Annotated in this window: 13 protein-coding genes and 1 pseudogene; 7 read left to right on the forward strand and 7 right to left on the reverse strand. The window is 67.4% G+C overall.

The features are described from left to right. The first annotated feature begins 86 nt into the window (after positions 1-86). On the forward strand, positions 87-509 hold the full coding sequence (locus QMO14_RS05220) for a tripartite tricarboxylate transporter TctB family protein (RefSeq protein WP_367618148.1): 423 nt from the start codon (positions 87-89) through the stop codon (positions 507-509). A 16-nt stretch (positions 510-525) separates the two neighbouring features. Further along, a complete protein-coding gene (locus QMO14_RS05225) occupies positions 526-2,052 on the forward strand; it encodes a tripartite tricarboxylate transporter permease (protein ID WP_301505164.1) in 1,527 nt (508 codons plus the stop codon). A gap of 121 nt (positions 2,053-2,173) precedes the next feature. Here the strand turns inward: QMO14_RS05225 and QMO14_RS05230 are convergent, their stop codons facing one another. After that, positions 2,174-3,079 carry an AraC family transcriptional regulator gene (locus QMO14_RS05230; RefSeq protein WP_301505166.1) on the reverse strand — a complete coding sequence of 302 codons (906 nt, stop codon included), beginning with the start codon at positions 3,077-3,079 and terminating at the stop codon, positions 2,174-2,176. Between the two features lie 115 nt (positions 3,080-3,194). Here QMO14_RS05230 and QMO14_RS05235 point away from each other — a divergent pair, with 115 nt between their 5' ends. Both QMO14_RS05235 and QMO14_RS05240 read left to right on the forward strand, forming a co-directional pair. Next, complete coding sequence (locus QMO14_RS05235; protein WP_301505168.1) at positions 3,195-3,944, forward strand: SDR family oxidoreductase; 750 nt, start codon at positions 3,195-3,197, stop codon at positions 3,942-3,944. A gap of 121 nt (positions 3,945-4,065) precedes the next feature. Then, entirely contained in the window at positions 4,066-6,195 is a 2,130-nt protein-coding gene (locus QMO14_RS05240; protein WP_301505170.1) for a DNA/RNA non-specific endonuclease, read from the forward strand. A 9-nt stretch (positions 6,196-6,204) separates the two neighbouring features. On the opposite strand, the gene QMO14_RS05245 is transcribed toward QMO14_RS05240, so the two are convergent. The 5 genes and pseudogenes from QMO14_RS05245 to QMO14_RS05265 form a co-directional block, all read right to left on the reverse strand. Beyond that, positions 6,205-6,348: a hypothetical protein gene (locus tag QMO14_RS05245; RefSeq protein WP_301505172.1), complete on the reverse strand. Its 144-nt coding sequence runs from the start codon at positions 6,346-6,348 to the stop codon at positions 6,205-6,207. A gap of 167 nt (positions 6,349-6,515) precedes the next feature. Continuing rightward, entirely contained in the window at positions 6,516-7,868 is a 1,353-nt protein-coding gene (locus QMO14_RS05250; RefSeq protein WP_301505174.1) for an MFS family transporter, read from the reverse strand. A 49-nt stretch (positions 7,869-7,917) separates the two neighbouring features. Beyond that, positions 7,918-9,018 (reverse strand): annotated as a pseudogene (locus QMO14_RS05255) (ABC transporter substrate-binding protein); the annotation flags it as partial. A gap of 52 nt (positions 9,019-9,070) precedes the next feature. After that, positions 9,071-10,522 (reverse strand): M81 family metallopeptidase, encoded by a 1,452-nt coding sequence (locus tag QMO14_RS05260; RefSeq protein ID WP_301505176.1) that lies wholly within the window; start codon positions 10,520-10,522, stop codon positions 9,071-9,073. A 51-nt stretch (positions 10,523-10,573) separates the two neighbouring features. Further along, positions 10,574-11,731 (reverse strand): FAD-binding oxidoreductase, encoded by a 1,158-nt coding sequence (locus QMO14_RS05265; protein ID WP_301505178.1) that lies wholly within the window; start codon positions 11,729-11,731, stop codon positions 10,574-10,576. Positions 11,732-11,933: 202 nt separating this feature from the next. On the opposite strand from QMO14_RS05265, the gene QMO14_RS05270 reads away from it, so the two are divergent. From QMO14_RS05270 to QMO14_RS05280, 3 genes are all read left to right on the forward strand, one after another. Beyond that, complete coding sequence (locus tag QMO14_RS05270) at positions 11,934-12,641, forward strand: helix-turn-helix domain-containing protein (RefSeq protein WP_301505180.1); 708 nt, start codon at positions 11,934-11,936, stop codon at positions 12,639-12,641. After that, on the forward strand, positions 12,638-13,282 hold the full coding sequence (locus QMO14_RS05275; protein ID WP_301505182.1) for a bifunctional 2-polyprenyl-6-hydroxyphenol methylase/3-demethylubiquinol 3-O-methyltransferase UbiG: 645 nt from the start codon (positions 12,638-12,640) through the stop codon (positions 13,280-13,282). Before QMO14_RS05270 ends, QMO14_RS05275 begins: the two co-directional genes overlap by 4 nt. Positions 13,283-13,368: 86 nt before the next feature. Next, complete coding sequence (locus QMO14_RS05280) at positions 13,369-14,643, forward strand: glutamate carboxypeptidase (protein ID WP_301505184.1); 1,275 nt, start codon at positions 13,369-13,371, stop codon at positions 14,641-14,643. A 42-nt stretch (positions 14,644-14,685) separates the two neighbouring features. On the opposite strand, the gene QMO14_RS05285 is transcribed toward QMO14_RS05280, so the two are convergent. Beyond that, positions 14,686-16,686, reverse strand: coding sequence for a DUF3300 domain-containing protein (locus QMO14_RS05285; protein WP_301505185.1), 2,001 nt, complete (start codon positions 16,684-16,686; stop codon positions 14,686-14,688). Positions 16,687-16,785: the final 99 nt, after the last annotated feature.

Raw genomic sequence — 16,785 nt, forward strand, 5'->3', positions numbered from 1 at the left:
CGATGGGTCCGGATTCCGTCCGGATGGAGACGATCAGCCCCGGTTTGCCGGTGCCGGTGATTTCGAAACCCATCGCACAAGAAGAGATGAAAAACAGAACCCTTGTCAGAGGCTTGTTCCTCATGGCGATAGCGCTGGCCTTCGGCCTGACCTCGCTTCGCTACCCCATCGGAGACTTGAGCCGCGCAGGCCCCGGTTTGTTCCCCGCCATGATCAGCGCGATGCTGCTGGTGATCGCGGTGTCGACCGTGATCCGGTCGTTCTTCGTGGAGCGCTTGGCACTGGAGTTCAACTTCAGGAACATCTCGCTGATCCTCGGCAGCCTCTGCGGCCTGGCGGTGATCTCCATGTACGTGAACATGATCGCCGGGATCATCTTCATGGTCTTCTGCTCGGGCTTCGCCGCGTCGTCCTATTCCGTGGTGCGCAACGTGAAGATCTCCGCCGGGCTGATCCTCATGGCGCTGGCCCTGCAGAAGCTGCTCGGCCTGAACCTGCCGCTGTATTGAGGAAAGACACGAGATCATGGAAGTCCTCAACAACCTCGCGTTCGGGTTCTCGCATGCCCTGACCATGCAGAACCTGCTGTTCTGCGCCATCGGCTGCACGGTGGGCACGCTCGTCGGCCTGTTGCCCGGCCTCGGCCCGCTGGCCACCATCAGCCTGCTGCTGCCGCTGACCTATTCAATTCCCACCACCGGCGCGCTCATCATGCTGGCCGGCATCTACTACGGCGCGCAGTACGGCGACAGCGTCAGCGCCATCACGATGAAGATCCCGCATGCGAGCAGCATCGTGGCCTGCATCGACGGCTATGCGATGACGCTCAAGGGCCAGACCGGCCTTGCGCTTTTCACCGCGGGCTTCTCCAGCTTCATAGGCGGCACGGTCGCCATCCTGGTGCTGTCGTTCCTCGCGCCCGTGCTCGGCGAAGTGGCCTTCCTGTTCGGCCCCGCCGACTACGTCGCGATGATGCTCGTGGGCTTCGTGTGCGTGAGCTTCGTGACCACCGGCAGCCTGCTCAACGGCCTGGCGATGTGCATGATCGGCGTGCTGCTCGGCACCATCGGCACCGACGTGAACAGCGGCATGCAGCGCTTCACGCTCGACCTGCCGTTCCTGGTCGACGGCGTGGGCATCGTGAGCATCGCGCTGGGCTGCTTCGGCATTGCAGAGATCACCAAGAACCTCGACTCGCGCGAGGAGCGCTCGCCCTTCAACGGCAAGATCAACCTGATCCCGACCTGGGCCGAGTTCAAGCGGATCATTCCTAGCGCCCTGCGCGGCAGCGTTGTCGGCTCCTTCCTGGGCATCCTGCCCGGCGGCGGCCCGACCATCGCCCAGTTCGCCGCCTACGCGATCGACAAGAAGGTCAGCAAGTACAAGCACGAGATCGGCACCGGCTGCATCGAAGGCGTGGCCGGCCAGGCCGCGGCCGACGAGGCCGCCGCGCGCACCAGCTTCATTCCGCTGATGAGCATCGGCATTCCCGAGAACGCCGTCATGGCGCTGATGCTGGCCGCCTTCATCATCAAGGGCATCCAGCCCGGCCCGAACATGATCGCCAGCCACCCCGAACTCTTCTGGGGCCTGGTGGCCAGCATGTGGATCGGCAACGTGTTCCTGCTGGTGCTGAACGTGCCGCTGGTGCGCTACTGGCTGTCGGTGTTCAAGATCCCGTATGCGGTGCTGTTCCCATCGATCCTGTTCTTCTGCTGCATCGGCACCTACAGCGTGAACAACAGCATGGAAGACATCTTCATCACCGCTGCCTTCGGCTTCATGGGCTACATGTTCATGCGGCTGGAGCTCGACGCGGCGCCGTTGATGCTGGGCTTCATCCTCGGCCCGATGCTGGAGGAGAACTTCCGCCGCGCGATGCTGCTGAGCCGCGGCAGCTTCGGCATCTTCGCCACCCGCCCGATCAGCGCCACGCTGCTGAGCCTGGTCGGCGTGTTCATCGTGTGGCAGGTGGCTTCGTTCCTGATCAAGGTGCGCAAGAGCAAGGGCGTGGCCCTGCCGCCGCAGCCCGTGGCGGCGATGGAGGAATAAACAAGCCGAGCCAAGCCTGGTTGCCGCTTCGGCGGCAAGCAATGAGAGACCGTGTTCGCCGCGTTGCCCACCCAGGGTCACGCGGCGAACTGCTTTTGGACGGCCTCGCTGGCGCGCGCCGTCAGTGCATGCGAGCGAACTTCCCCGGCGGCTGCCCCACATGACGGCTGAACGCCGTGCTGAAGGTGCTGGCCGAGCCGTAGCCCACCCGCTCGGCCACTTCCGCGATCGCCAGCTCGTCGCCGCGCAGAAGCTGCTTGGCCAGGGCCATGCGCCACGAGAGCAGGTATTCCATCGGAGGCATGCCGACGGCGCGGTTGAAGCGATCGAAGAAGGCCGAGCGCGACAGCGCGCTCTTGCGCGCCAGTTGTTCCACCGTCCAGCCGCGCGCGGGGTCGCCATGCATGTGGCGGAACGCGGCAGCGAGCCGCTTGTCCGCCAGGCCGCGCAGCAGACCGGGCGGCGCCTCTTCGCCGGAGGTGGTGCGCAGGGCTTCCACCAGCAGCACTTCCACGAGCCGGGTGAGCACTAGCCCGCGACCCGGCTTGCGTTCCAGCGATTCCTCGCGCACCAGCTGGGTCAGCAGCGGCAGCTTCTGCGAACCCCGCACGTGCAGCACGGCGGGAAGCAGCGACACCAGCATCGCCGAATCGGGCGAGTCGAACTCGAAGTAGCCGCCCAGCATCCGCACCTCGGGCCGCCCGCCGCGCGTGCCGTGGCGTATCTCGCTGCCGCTCGTGTCAAGGGCCGCCTCGCGCGCGTCGATGGGCACCGGCGTGCCCGGCTCCAGGCTCGTCATCGTGAAGCCGGGCGTGGTGGGCAGCAGCACGAAGTCTCCCGCGGCGAGCGTCAGCGTTTCCTCTCCATCGACCGACAGCAGGCAGCTGCCTTCGAGCAGCGCGCAGAAGCTCGGCAGGCCGAACTGCGTGTAGCGCACGCCCCAGCGTCCGGCCCCGCTGATCACCTTGGAGAACACCGCCCGGGGCTTGAGCAGCGCGATTACCTGCGACAGCGGGTCGATGGCCATGGCTGGACTTTCGCAAACAAATGATGGACTGATGATTGTAGTTAGTCCGGCAGATCGAGCCTATCGTACGGGCTCCTTCCAACCGTTCATTCACTCATCCACGCAGAGGACCCCCATGAAGACTGTTCTGATCACCGGCTGCTCGTCCGGCTACGGCCTTGCCACCGCGCGCCATTTCCATGCCCAGGGCTGGAACGTCATCGCGACCATGCGCAAGCCGCAAGACGGGCTGTTCGAAGACTCCTCGCGCATGCGCGTGCTGGCGCTCGACGTGACCCGGCCCGAGAGCATCGCGGCCACGCTCGACGCGGCAGGCCCTGTCGACGTGCTGGTCAACAACGCCGGCATCGGCCTGTTCGGCGCCTTCGAGGCCACGCCGATGGCAACCACGCGCGAACTCTTCGAGACCAACACCTTCGGCGTGATGGCCATGACGCAGGCCGTGCTACCCAGCTTCCGCGAGCGCCGCAAGGGCGTGATCGTCAACGTGACCTCGAGCGCGACCCTCGCGCCCATGCCGCTGGTTGCCGTCTACACGGCCAGCAAGACCGCAATCGAAGGTTTCACCGCCTCGCTGGCTCACGAACTCGAGGCATTCGATGTCGCCGTGAAACTCGTCGAACCCGGCTACGCCCCCACGACGCGATTCACCGAAAACGGTGGCGAGCGCATGCAAGGCCTCATCACCGAGCCGTATGCGCCCCTTGCGCAGTCGATCTTCGGCATGTTGACCCAGACCACCCAGCTGACGAAGGAATCCGATGTCGCCGAGGCAGTCTGGCGCGCGGCCAACGATACGACGGGGCAACTGCGCTTCCCGGCGGGCGCCGATGCGGTCGCGCTGGCCAGGCAGGCTGCGGGCTGAAGTAGCCATTCATCGCGGCCAGGCTGTCATCCGGCTGACGCTGTCCGCCGGTTCAATGGCCCGCAGCCGCGCGCTTCGTCCGGACCGCGCATCCTGCTTTTCCACAGCAAGGGGGACCGCCGTGAACGAAGATGCGATCGACGCCTTCAAGGCCAGCCTGGAGCGCACCGCCGCCGAGCGCGAACAGGTGAGGAAACTGGTGGCCGAAGGCCGCTGGCGCGATGCGGAGCCCGACATCGACCGCTCGCGCGCCTATGCGGCGCGGCATCGCACGCTCATGTCGCGCAGCGGCGCGGAGTCCATCACCGGCGACACCGAGGACTTCCAGCGCGCCAGTTTCCTGTCGCAGGGCGCGATCACAGCCCGGGCCGTCGGCTACGTCGAGGTCAACTACGGCACCAAGGCGGAAGTCGGTACGGGCTTCATGGTCAGCCCCGGTCTCTTCATCACCAACCGCCACGTCATCGAAGACGAAGCTGCGGCGCGCGGCGCACAGGTGACCTTCTTCCGCGAGCTCGACGAGCGCGGCGTGCCCCGGCCCACCACGACCTTCCTGCTCGACCCCGACCGCTTCGCGCTGTTCTCGCCCGACGACCAGCTCGACTACGCGCTCGTCGCGCTGGGCCGCCGGCAGTCGGGGCTGGCCGAGGCGGCAGATCTCGGCTTCTGCGCGCTCTCGGACCAGCCCGACAAGCATGTGCTCGGGATGAACACGAACATCGTCCAGCACCCTTCCGGCTGGCCCAAGATGATCTCGGTGCGCAACAACATCCTGACGGCGCGTACCGACCGCACCTTGCTGTACGAGACCGACACGGAGCAGGGCTCCTCGGGCTCCCCGGTGTTCAACGACGACTGGCAGCTGGTGGCCCTGCATCACTGGGGAGAGCCCTTCATCGACCGCAGCGCGCTCGGCGACAAGGTGCCGCAGAACGTGAACGAGGGCGTGCGCATCAGCGCCATCTACAGGGACCTTGCCAGCCGCATGGGCGCGCTGCCAGCCGAATGGCAGGCCTTGCTGCGCCAGGCGCTCGCGGCGGCGGCCAACGCCCCGGCCACGGGGAGCGACCGCCGGCTCTCGCCGCCCCGGCCCTCGGCACGGGAAGCCAGGGCCATAGCCATCACGAACCCAACCACGGAGCAACAGACCATGGCCACCTCGAGCAGCGCTTTGCCTTCCAACTCCATCCGGCTTACCGTGCCCATCGAGCTGACGATCAGCATCGGGCAGGCGGTGCAGGCGCAGCCGGTGGTCGTCGTCGCGCAGTCTTCCGCGCTCGACACCGATGCCGGGCAGCCGAAGGTGCTGGCCCGCGGCGCCGAGGCCGTGCAGGTCGACCAGGACTACGCCAACCGCAACGGCTACGACTCGGGCTTCATTCCCGGGCTGGAGTTGCCGCTGCCCGAGCCTTCCCGCACGCTGGCTCGGCAGATCGCCCCGCTGCGGGCGGAAGAGCCCGACGCCGCCGCCGGCGAGCTGAAATACGAGCACTTCAGCCTGAAGATCAACAAGTCCAGGCGCATCGCCGTCTTCACCGCGACCAACATCGATGGCGAAACCTACCTGGAAATCGACCGCAAGACCGGCCAGCCCAATGCCTCCGAAGGCGAGGTGTGGTTCAAGGACCCGCGCGTGAGCGCGAGCTTCGTGCTCGACCAGACCTTCTACTCGGCATGGTCGACCTACTTCGACCGTGGCCATCTGACGCGGCGTACCGACCCGACCTGGGGCCCCGTCGAAGACGCCTCGCGCGCCAATGCAGACACCTTCCACTTCACCAACTGCTCGCCGCAGCATTTCAGGTTCAACCAGAGCGCGCGCTACTGGCAGGGGCTGGAGCGCTACGTGCTGGAAAACGGCACGCTTGCCGGCGACGTGAGGCGCAGGCTGGCCGTGTTCCAGGGGCCGATCTTCGACGACAAGATCGACCTGTGGGCCGACGACGTGCAGATCCCGTCGTCGTTCTTCAAGATCGTGGTGTGGATGGGGCAGGCTGGCCCCAAGGCCGTGGGGCTGGTGGCCGATCAGTCGAAGCTGCTGTCGGAACCCCGGCGCAGCCTCGGCACGCCGCAGGCGTTGGCTTCGGTGGACGTGAACCAGTGGCGCGTGCCCGTCACCAGGATCGAGGCGCAGACGGGGCTGGACTTCGGCGAGCTGATCCGCTCGGCCGACACCATCGCCAGCGCCGATCAGCCGCGCGTGGGCGAGGGGCTGGTGCTCGTCACGAGCTTCGAGAGCATCAAGCTCTGACGGCCGGCTTCAGCCCGCCGCAGCCGCAGTGGCGGGCGAGGTCTTGTAGCCGTCACCCGAGCGCACGAACAGAAAACCCTGCCGTGCGTTGCCCTCCGCGTCGACCGGAACACCGGCGGCTCGCAGGGCCGAAACTCTCGCGCCGGTTTCCATGTCTCACGGCAGCTTCAAGGCAATGGTTGCGTTGTGGACCATCCGCCTCGCCAAGTTCGTACCCTCATGCTCTCTTGCGGCTCGCTGACCCGAAAAGCTTTCCAGGGGCCCGCGTTTTTATTAATGAGGGAGGCGCGGGCCTCCCGGAAACGTCGTTGCGCTGCTTCCTACTTGTCGTGATGCAGGTAGCTCGCCTGCTTCGGCAGCAGCAGGCTCACGCTGAAGGCCACGACCATCATGGCCGTCACGTACCAGTAGAAGTACGACTCGTGCCCGATCGACTTCAGGCCCAGCGCCACGTACTCGGCGCTGCCGCCGAAGATCGCGTTGCCCACCGCGTAGGACAGGCCCACGCCCAGCGCGCGGATCTCGGGCGGGAACATCTCCGCCTTCACGATGCCGCTGATCGAGGTGTAGAAGCTCACCACCGCCAGCGCGAGGGTGATCAGCGCTCCGGCCACCAGCGGGCTGCCGACGTTCTGCAGGTTGCTCAGCACCGGCACTGTCATCAGCGCACCCAGCGCGCCGAACAGCAGCATGTTGCTGCGGCGGCCGATGCGGTCCGACAGGGCGCCGAACAGCGGCTGCATGCACATGTAGATGAACAGGCAGGCCGTCATCACGTTGCTGGCGGTCTTGATCGACATGCCGGCCGAGTTCACCAGGTACTTCTGCATGTACGTGGTGAAGGTGTAGAAGATCAGCGAGCCGCCGGCCGTGTAGCCCAGCACCACGAAGAAGGCGCGCTTGTGGTGGGTGAACAGCTCGCGCATCGAGCCCGCGCCCTTGGCGGCGCGGGTCTTGTTGCTGGCGGTCTCGGTCAGCGTGCGGCGCAGCATGAGTGCCACCACGGCCGCCACGGCGCCGAGCACGAAGGGAATGCGCCAGCCCCAGGCCTTGAGCTCGGCTTCGTCGAGCACCTGCTGCAGCACCACCACGACCACCACCGCGAGCAGCTGGCCGCCGATCAGCGTGACGTACTGGAACGACGAGAAGAAGCCGCGCTGGCCGCGCATGGCGACTTCGCTCATGTAGGTGGCGGTGGTGCCGTATTCACCACCCACCGACAGGCCCTGCAGCAGCCGCGCGGCCAGCAGCAGCGCCGGAGCTGCCGCGCCGATCTGCGCATAGGTGGGCAGGCAGGCGATGACCAGCGAGCCCACGCACATCATGACCACCGAGGTGACCATCGAGGTCTTGCGGCCCTTGCGGTCGGCGATGCGGCCGAACAGCCAGCCGCCGATCGGGCGCATCAGGAAGCCGGCGGCGAATACGCCGGCCGTGTTCAGCAGCTGCACCGTCGGGTCAGACTTCGGGAAGAAGGCCGGCGCGAAGTAGATGGCGCAGAAGGCATAGACGTAGAAGTCGAACCACTCCACCAGGTTGCCGGACGAGGCGGCGAAGATGGCGAAGATGCGCTTGCGCTTTTCCTCGAAGGTATAGGGCGTGTTGTTGTTGGCGGTGGCGGTTGCCGCGTCGGGGCTGGAAGCGCCGGCGGCCGCGCTTGCGGTGGCGGTCATGAAAGGGATCCTTGTCTCTGGCTGCGGCCCGCGGCGTCAGGAAGAAAATGCCCTTGTAGCCGGCGTCGGCGAGCATCTTCTTGGCCTTGGCGACGTCGGCCTTGCGGTAGGGCTCGGCGCCGGCCGCGGTGTCGTTGGGGCTGCCGCAGATGAAGTAAGTGGCGCAGTAGGCCATGCGCATGTCGAGCGGGAAGCCCATGGCCGCCATGAAGCGCTCCTGGCTCACGGCCTGCAGCAGCGCCTGTCGCACCTTCGGGTTGTTGAAGGGCGGATGCAGCTGGTTCATCACCAGGAAGCCCTGGTAGGCGCCGCCCGAACCGATCTTCACGCCAGGGTCGGTGCGCAACGGCGCGATGTAGTCGGGCGGAAGCTGCTCGATGATGTCGACCTCGCCGCGCTTGAGGGCAGCCACCGCGCTGTTGGCGTCGGGCAGGTAGAGCCATTCGACGCGGTCGAAGCTGCTCTTCTTGCTGCCGGCCAGGCCGCTCGGCGGTTCGCTGCGCGCCACGTAGTTGGGGTTGCGCACGAACACCGCCTTGTTGCCCGGCACCCATTCGTCGCGCTTGAAGACGTAGGGGCCGGAGCCCAGCACTTCGGTCAGCGGCGCGGTGGCGGGCATCTTCGCCAGCCGCTCGGGCAAGACCACCGGCGGAAAGCCCGAGGGCTTGGCCAGCGCGTCGAGCACCATGCCGAAGGGTTCTTTGAGCGTGAGCGTGAAGCTGCGCGCGTCGGTGGCCTTCCACTCGGCGCCGCTGGCCGTCATGGCGCGGCCCAGGCTGTCGCGCGCGGCCCAGCGCTGCAGCGATGCGACCGCGTCGGCCGAGGTGACGGCGCTGCCGTCGGAGAACTTGAGGTTGGGGCGCAGCGTGAAGCTCCACTGCTTGCCGTCCTTCGAGGTGGTGTACTTCTCCACCATCTGCGGCTGCGGCTTGCCGTTCGCGTCCTGCGCGAAGAGCGTGTCGTACACCATGTAGCCGAAGTTGCGCGAGATGTAGGCGGTGGTGAAGGTCGGGTCGAGAATCTTCAGGTCGGCATGCGCCACCACCTTCAGCGTCTTGGGCTGCGGCGTCTGGGCATGCGCGGGAAGGCTCGCCGCGAAGGCGGTGGAAAGGGCCAGGGCGGCGAGAGCGCCAAGCGTCCGTCGTTTCATCGTCGGTTCTCCAGTGTGTGCAGGCAGCAAAAAGAAGGAAGGAAAGAAAGGCTCAGGCCGCGACGCCGATCGGCCATTTGGGCAGGCGGGCCTTGCGATAGGGCAGCGTGTTCAGGTCGAGCGTGACGGCGCCCGGCGCGCCCGCGTAGATGACGTGCTTCGCCACCTTGGAGTACGACGCGTAGAAGTGCTGCGACGACTTCACGACGACGATCTTCTTCGCCGCGAGGTCGCAGCCCAGCTGCGTGAAGAGGTCGGTGCCCATCGCCTGGTTGCGCAGCGTGATCAGCACGATCTCGATGCCGTTGGCTTCGACCAGCGCGCTGTCGCCCATCAGCGTGGGCGTGCCGGCCAGACCGGTCATCACCAGGTCGTGCTTCAGCGCCTTCACGGTGCATTCGACATCGAGCGGGTCGCCCGACAGCGGACTGATCTTGCCGCCGAGGCGCATCGGCAGCTTCGCGCCCACGCCCGCGTCGAAGGCGATGCGCACCGCGATCGGGTCCCACAGCGGGCCCAGCGCCGCATTGGTGATGCCGCGCTCGACCATGCGGCGCAGGATGAAGGTGGAGTCGCTTGCCGCGCCGCCGCCGGGGTTGTCGGCGCCGTCGGAGATCACCACGGGGCCGCCGTCGAAGGCCAGTGCCTCGTCCAGCGATGCATCGATGCCTGGGTAGTTCACCGTGAGGCCGTCGCGCATGGCGATGACCTCGTCGGCGAGCTGGCGCGCCAGCCGGTCGGCCTTGGCCTTGTCGCCGTCGGTGTAGACCAGCACCTTGGTGCCCATCTCGGGAACGTCGCCCCACGAGAAGCCGTGCGTGAGCGAGATCGATAGCACGCCGTCCTTGCCCTCGAGCGACTGCATGCGCTCGACGAAGCCGCGCGCCGGCTGGCGCGAGGTGTGCACCGTGACGATCATGTCGCAGTCGACCACCGCCGCCACCGGCCGCACCTTGCCCTCGACCGTGGCGGCGCAGATGTCGACCAGCTCCAGGCCGCGTTCGAGCACGTCGGTGTGCGGGTATTCCTTGAAGGAGATCATCACGTTCGCGTTGGAGATCATCTCCGGCGTGAGGTGGTTGTGCGGATCGAGCTCCGCGCCGATCACCACGTCGGGTCCGACGATCTGCCGCACGCGCGCCAGCAGGTCGCCTTCGCAGTCGTCGTAGCCGTCGGCCACCATCGCGCCATGCAGGCCGAGCAGCACCATGTCGACCGGCAGCACCGCGCGCAGGTCGGCCAGCAGCTCGTCGCGCAGCGTCTCGTAGGCGTGGCGCGTGGTCGTGCCGCTGGGTTGCGCGCCGGCCACCATGCCTTCGAACAGCGTCCAGCCCTTGTCTGCGCCACGCATGCGCGCGGCCCACAGCGGGCCCGAGAACAGCGTCATCGCCTCGGGGTGCTTGCCGGCGGGGAAGTAGCCGCGGTCCTTGAAGGAGGCGAGGCCCGTCGGCATCGGGCCGAAGGTGTTGGTTTCGGTGGCAAGGGAAGCACTGAAGACGCGCATGGTCGGACCTCGTGGGGTGGGTTTGTGTTTGTTGTCGAGGGTGGGCCGGGCTCAGCCTGCAGCCGTGCGCAGCCGCTGCGGGCCCAGCATTTCGGCCGTGAGCCCGAAGGAGGCGATGCGCTCTGGCAGCGGCAGCCCGCGCGCCAGCGCGGCGCAGGCCTCGCCCATGGCGGCCGATGTCTGGATGCCGTAGCCGCCCTGCGCGGCCACCCAGAAGAAGCCGGGCACGCCGGGCTCGAAGCCGCCGACCAGGTCGCCGTCGGCCACGAAGGAACGCAGGCCGGCCCAGGTGCGCGTGGGGCGGCGGATGGCGAGGGTGGTCGCTTCCTCGATGCGATGCATGGCGATGGCGATGTCCATCTCTTCGGGCTGCACGTCCTGCGGCTCGACCGGATCGGCATTGGCCGGCGAGCCGAGCAGCATGCCGGCGTCGGGCTTGATGTACCAGCCCTCGTCGGCGCCGAACACCATGGGCCAGTGCGCCACGCTCTGGCCATCGGGCGGCGCGAAGATGAACGCCGAGCGCCGGCGCGGCTCGATGCCCAGCGGCGGCACGCCGGCCATGCGGGCGATGGTGTCGACCCATGCACCGGCCGCGTTGAGCACCACGGGCGCTTCGTACACCGCGCCGCCGGCTTCCACGCGCCAGCGGTCGCCCACGCGTTGAATGGCCGTCACGCCCGCATCGCACACCAGCTTGCCGCCCGCGCGCCGCATGCCGCGCAGATAGCCCTGGTGGATGGCGTGCACGTCCATGTCGGACGCATCAGGCTCGTAGACGGCGCCCTGCACCTGCTCGGGGCGCAAGGCCGGCACCATCTCGCGCGCCTCTTCGCCGCTCAGGCGCGAGGCGCCGGTGTTCATGTCGCGCAGCACCTGCCAGTGGGCTTCGAGCTCGGCCATGTGGTCGGCGCCCGCGACCATCATCGCGCCGCGCGGCGTGAGCAGCGGGTGCTCGCTGAAGCCTTCTGGCGGATGTTCGAGGAAGGCGCGGCTCGCCATGGTGAGGGCACGCACCTGCGCGGTGCCGTAGCTTTCCATGAAGAGGGCGGCGGAGCGGCCGGTGGAGTGGTAGCCGGGTTGCGATTCGCGTTCGAGAAGGATCACGCGGGCGTGCGGCGCGAGCCAGTGGGCCACCGAGGCCCCGGCGATGCCGCCGCCGATCACGAGGAAGTCAGCCACGACGGGCTCTGCAGTGCTGGAAGTCATCGACGAAAAGTGTAGGAAGAAATTTGCGGATACGCAAATTTATTCAGGGGTGACAAGGGGAAACCATGATGCACCGTGCCGGTGAAATTTGCGTTCACGCAATTTGCGTATACGCAACTTCCGCGCCTGCGTCACGCGGGTCGGCATGGATGGCGCGCCCCCCGGCTGGCAGAATCTCCGGCACCACAAGAGAAAGCCAAGCGTGAATCCACACACAGGGACCAAGACGGGCACGAAGCCCAGGGACGAGCCGCCCACGCTGGACCGCGCCACCTTCGGCAACCGCCTGCGCGCCGCGCGCAAGCGCTTCGGCTGGACGCTGGCGCAACTGGCCGAGCGCTCGGGCGTGTCGATCACCACCATCTCGCGCGCCGAGCGCGGCCAGCTCGCGCTGGGCTACGAGAACTTCACGGCGCTGGGCCGCGCGCTGGACATGGACATGAACGCCATGTTCGCGGGCGCCGGCATCAAGCCCGCGCAGCTCGACGGGCCGGTGGTCACGCGCGCGGGCAAGGGCGTGGTCTACAAGGGACTTTCCATCGCCTACGAGTTCCTCGGCACCACCGCGGCGGGCAAGCAGATGAGCCCCATCGTCGGCACGGTGCACGCTCGCAAGATCCACGGCCCGGAAGACTTCGTGCGGCACGGCGGCGAGGAGTTCGCCTACGTGCTGTCGGGCGAGATCGAGGTGCACTTCGACAACGGCGAGGTGGTGCGCATGGCCAAGGGCGACTCGCTGTACTTCGACAGCCGCCTGGGCCACGCGTACATCAGCGTGAGCCGCCAGCTCGCGCGCATCGTGGGCATGACCATCGGCGAGAGCGGGCACATGCAGTCGGCGCGCGAGGCGCCTGCGCTGAAGCCCGCGCGAAAGCCGGCCGCCGTGGCAAAGAAGGCCGCACGGCGATGAGCCTGGCGAGCGACGCCGCATTCTGGAACCGGATCTCGCGAAGGTATGCGAAGGGCGCCGTGGCCGACCAGGCCGGGTATGAGCGCACGCTGGAGCGGACCCGCGCCCTGTTGAGCCCGGACGCGAGGGTGCTTGAGCTGGGCTGCGGAACAGGCTCGACCGCGCTGCGCCTGGCGGGCCATGTGGGCGAATACCTTGCGACTGATATCTCCAGCGGGATGATCGCGATCGCCGAAGAGAAGCTCGCCGCCGCACCCGTTCCTTCGCTTGCATTCCGCGCCGCGACCGTGGAGGAGCTGATGCCGGAGGCCGCGCGTTTCGATGCCGTGCTCGGTTTCAACTATCTGCATCTGGTCCATGACCTGCCTGGCACGCTGCGCTGCATCCACGCATTGCTCGCGCCGCAGGGCGTGTTCGTCTCCAAGACACCCTGCATCGGCGACATGAATCCGCTCATCGGGCGCGTCTTGCTGCCAGCCATGCATGCGATCCGCGTGGCGCCCCATGCAGTTGTCTTCTGTGCGACAGAACTGGGCCGGCATATCCACGACGCGGGCTTCGGAATTCTTGCCACCGAGAGCCATTCTTCCAGGGGAAAGGACAAGGACAGGCGGCCCTTCATCGTGGCCCGCAAGCGTTGAGCGGGTCTGGGTTTTCCGGAGTGCGCCGGAGCGTGCCGCGCCGCTATGCTGGCGCTCGCGACTCACTACATGAAAAGAGAAAACTCATGACCATGCGCTCCCTGTCTTCGTCCTTCCTTCCCCTGCGCTCGGTTGCGCTGGCCTGTGGCCTCGTGCTCGGCGCCGCCGCAGTCCAGGCCGCGCCCGATGCGAAGCTGCTCGCCGCCGCCGAGAAGGCACAGCCCGCGGTGATCGACAACCTCAAGGAGATGGTGCTGATCGAATCGGGCAGCCTCAACGTCGATGGCCTGCTCAAGATGGCCGACGTGGTGGAAGGGCGCCTGAAGGCGGCCGGCTTCAAGACCGAACGCCGCAAGGCGACGGCCGGCGCGGGCGCCGACATCGTGATCGGCACGCTCAAGGGCACGGGCAAGCGCAAGATCATGCTGCAGGGCCACATGGACACGGTGTACGCGCCGGGCATCCTCGGCAGCCAGCCCTACAAGGTCGACGGCAACCGCATCTACGGTCCCGGCATCGCCGACGACAAGGGTGGCCTCGCGGTCATGCTGGCATCGCTGAAGATCCTGGCCGACGCCGGCTGGCGCGACTACGACACGCTCACCGTGCTGATGAACCCCGACGAGGAAGTGGGCTCGCTCGGCTCCGGCGAGCTGATCGCGACCATGGCCGACCAGCACGACACGGTGTTGTCCTTCGAGCCGACGGTGGCGAAGTCGGTGGTCAAGGGCGAGTCGCTGCTGCTCGGCGCGGCCGGCATCGCCACCGCCACGCTCGAGGTGAAGGGCCGCGCGTCGCACGCGGGCGCCGCGCCAGAGCTCGGCCGCAATGCGCTGTACGAGCTCTCGTACCAGATGCTGCAGACCAAGGACCTCGCCAAGGACATCCCTGGCGCCACGCTCAACTGGACCGTGGCGCGCGCCACCGGGCCGCTCAACCAGATCACCGAGAAGGCGCAGGCGCAGGGCGACATCCGCATCACGCAGCCCGGCGCCGAGAAGAAGCTCGCCGAGGCGCTGCAAGCGAAGATCGCGTCGGGCAAGCTGATTCCCGACACCGAGACCACGGTGAAGGTGGCAGTGGGCCGCCCGGCCTTCATCGCGGGCGACAAGGGCCGCGCGCTGGCCGAGAAGGCGCAGGCCATCTACAAGGAAATCGACCGCGACCTCGCGCTGACGCCGATGACCGGTGGCGGCACCGACGCGGGCTACGCTGGCCGCTCGGGCAAGGCCACGGTGGTCGAGAGCTTCGGCCTCGCGGGCTTCGGCTATCACGCGCGAGACGAGTACATCGAGGTCGATTCGATCGTGCCGCGCGTCTATCTCGTGACGCGGCTGCTGACCGAGATCGGCAAGAACTGAGGTTGAGGGAAAGCGCCGCCGTCATGCGGCGGCGCGGGCGCGCTACTGCGGCCGGTCGGGTTCGCCGGGGCGGCGTGGCTGGTGCTGCCGCGCGGCGGCCGCCGCTGCAGCCATGCGCTGCTGTTGCTGTTGGGCCTGTTGTTGCTGCTGCGCCTGTTGCTGCGCGCGGGCTTGCTGTTGCTGCATCTGCTGCTGGCGCTGCTGTTGCATGGCCTGCAGTTGTTGTTGCTGCTGTTGCTGCACGCGCGCGGCCTGTTGCTGCTGAGCCTGTTGCTGACGGTGCATCTGCTCCTGCTGCGCCATCTGCTGTTGGCGGGCCTGGTTCCGAGCCTGCTGTTGCTGCATTGCCTGCTGGCGCTGGATCTGATCCTGTTGCCGCTGCGCCTGCTGCTGCGCGCGTGCTTGCTGATCGGGCTGCTGTTGGCGGCGCATCTGTTCCTGCTGGTTCTGCTGGCTGCGTGATTGTTCCAGCTGGGCCTGCTGCTGGCGCCGTTGCTCCTGCGCGGCCTGCTGTTGCTGGCGCTGCTGCGCGAGCTGTGCCTGTTGCTGGGCTTGTTGTTGCTGTTGAGGCTGTATCAGGCCGCGAGCCTGACGTGCCTGTTGCTCGCGCGCCTGCTGCTGCTGGGCTTGCTGTTGAGCCTGTTGTTGGCGCCGCATCTGTTCCTGCTGCGCCGTCTGTTGTTGCTGGCGGGCCTGGTTCTGGGCCTGGTTCTGGGCCTGCTGTTGCCGCATGACCTGCTGGCGCCGCACCTGCTCCTGTTGCCGTTGCTGTGCTTGCTGTTGGGCGCGTGCCTGTTGCTGCTGTTGCGCGAGCGCGGCCTGCTGCTGAAGGCGTTGCTGTTGCTGCTGTTGTTGCGCCTGTTGCTGGGCGAAGAGGGCCCGCTGCTGTTGTTGCTGCAACTGCTGCGCGGCGGCCGGGCCCGCCGCGAAGTTGGGCGGCGCTCCCGGCGGCAGCACGCCGCGTGGCCCTGCATTGTTGTTGTAGACGTTGACGTTGCGCACGTTGTTGACCACCGTGGTCGAACGCGAGATGTAGGTGCTGTTGTTGTAGACCACGGCGGGCCGCGCGAAGGCCGGCCGCGGAGCGGGGCCCCGGTCGCGCCAGCGCGGTGCGCCCCAGTTCATGTTCCACGAATGCCAGCCCCAGTCGTGGCGCTCGAGCGCGGCGCCCACGATCACGCCCGCGCCGAAGGCGAGCGCACCGGCGGCCAGCACCTGGCCGCCGCTGTAGCCCGGCGACGACACCACCTGGACTGGCGGTGCGTAGGCATAGCCCGGATACACCGGCTGTGGCTCGCCGTAGATCACCTGAGGATCGTAGGCGGGCACGTACACCACGTCGGGCTGCACGGGCTCGATGGTGATGAACTCCTGCGGCGCCTCGATCACGGCCGGGCCGGCGTACACGGGCTGCAGGTCGGGCGAAGGTGCGTAGTTCGGCGGCGGCGCGGCGGTGACCACGCGCATCTTGTCGTTGTTCTTGAGGCGGCCGGCCTTCGCGGCGCGCTGGCGCATGACCTGGATCGCGTTCATCACGTCGGTCGGGTCGTTGTAGTAGGCCTGGCCAAGCGCCTGCGTCCAGGGAATGTTGCCGGCCATCTGGTCGACCACGGGGCGGAAGGCAGTGAGCGACTTCACGCTCGGGTCCCAGGGCTGCTGGTTGGCCGCATCGGCCAGCGGGCCGGCCTTGAGGTTGCGGTTCTGCGCGAGCCAGTCGTGCGCGGCTGTGATCTGGTCGGGATAGGTGGCGCCGGCCAGTATCTGCGCGACCAGCTTGTCGGGGTACAGCGCGATGGGCGCGACCAACTCGTAGAGTTTGTCGGCAGTGGGCGGCGTATAGGCTGCCTGTACGGGCGTGGCGGCTGGAGGCTGCTGCTGCGTCTGCGGCACCGACGGCGGTGGCACGGAGGCAGCCGGGTCCTGCGTCGATGCGAGGGGAGCGGGGGTATTGGTAGCAGCCTTGTCGCAGCCTGCGAGGACGAGGGCGCTGATGCACAGCGAGAGCGTCAACAGCCGCGGGGCGTTAGAGAAGTTTTTTGTCATCTGGATTTCCATGAAGACGCCCGGGGGCATACCCGGACTTCTTCAACGGAACTCGGCATCAAGCGATGACAAAGCTTGCGCCGCGGATGCAACGGTCTG

The organism is Variovorax sp. CAN15 (assembly GCF_030462475.1).
In the GTDB taxonomy this organism is placed as follows: Bacteria; Pseudomonadota; Gammaproteobacteria; order Burkholderiales; family Burkholderiaceae_C; genus Variovorax.

Coding starts and splice junctions, on each gene's coding strand:
- QMO14_RS05220 (WP_367618148.1), top strand. CDS start 87: ATGAAAAACAGAACCCTTGTCAGAGGCTTGTTCCTCATGGCGATAGCG.
- QMO14_RS05225 (WP_301505164.1), top strand. CDS start 526: ATGGAAGTCCTCAACAACCTCGCGTTCGGGTTCTCGCATGCCCTGACC.
- QMO14_RS05230 (WP_301505166.1), bottom strand. CDS start 3,079: ATGGCCATCGACCCGCTGTCGCAGGTAATCGCGCTGCTCAAGCCCCGG.
- QMO14_RS05235 (WP_301505168.1), top strand. CDS start 3,195: ATGAAGACTGTTCTGATCACCGGCTGCTCGTCCGGCTACGGCCTTGCC.
- QMO14_RS05245 (WP_301505172.1), bottom strand. CDS start 6,348: ATGGAAACCGGCGCGAGAGTTTCGGCCCTGCGAGCCGCCGGTGTTCCG.
- QMO14_RS05250 (WP_301505174.1), bottom strand. CDS start 7,868: ATGACCGCCACCGCAAGCGCGGCCGCCGGCGCTTCCAGCCCCGACGCG.
- QMO14_RS05260 (WP_301505176.1), bottom strand. CDS start 10,522: ATGCGCGTCTTCAGTGCTTCCCTTGCCACCGAAACCAACACCTTCGGC.
- QMO14_RS05265 (WP_301505178.1), bottom strand. CDS start 11,731: ATGACTTCCAGCACTGCAGAGCCCGTCGTGGCTGACTTCCTCGTGATC.
- QMO14_RS05275 (WP_301505182.1), top strand. CDS start 12,638: ATGAGCCTGGCGAGCGACGCCGCATTCTGGAACCGGATCTCGCGAAGG.
- QMO14_RS05280 (WP_301505184.1), top strand. CDS start 13,369: ATGACCATGCGCTCCCTGTCTTCGTCCTTCCTTCCCCTGCGCTCGGTT.
- QMO14_RS05285 (WP_301505185.1), bottom strand. CDS start 16,686: ATGACAAAAAACTTCTCTAACGCCCCGCGGCTGTTGACGCTCTCGCTG.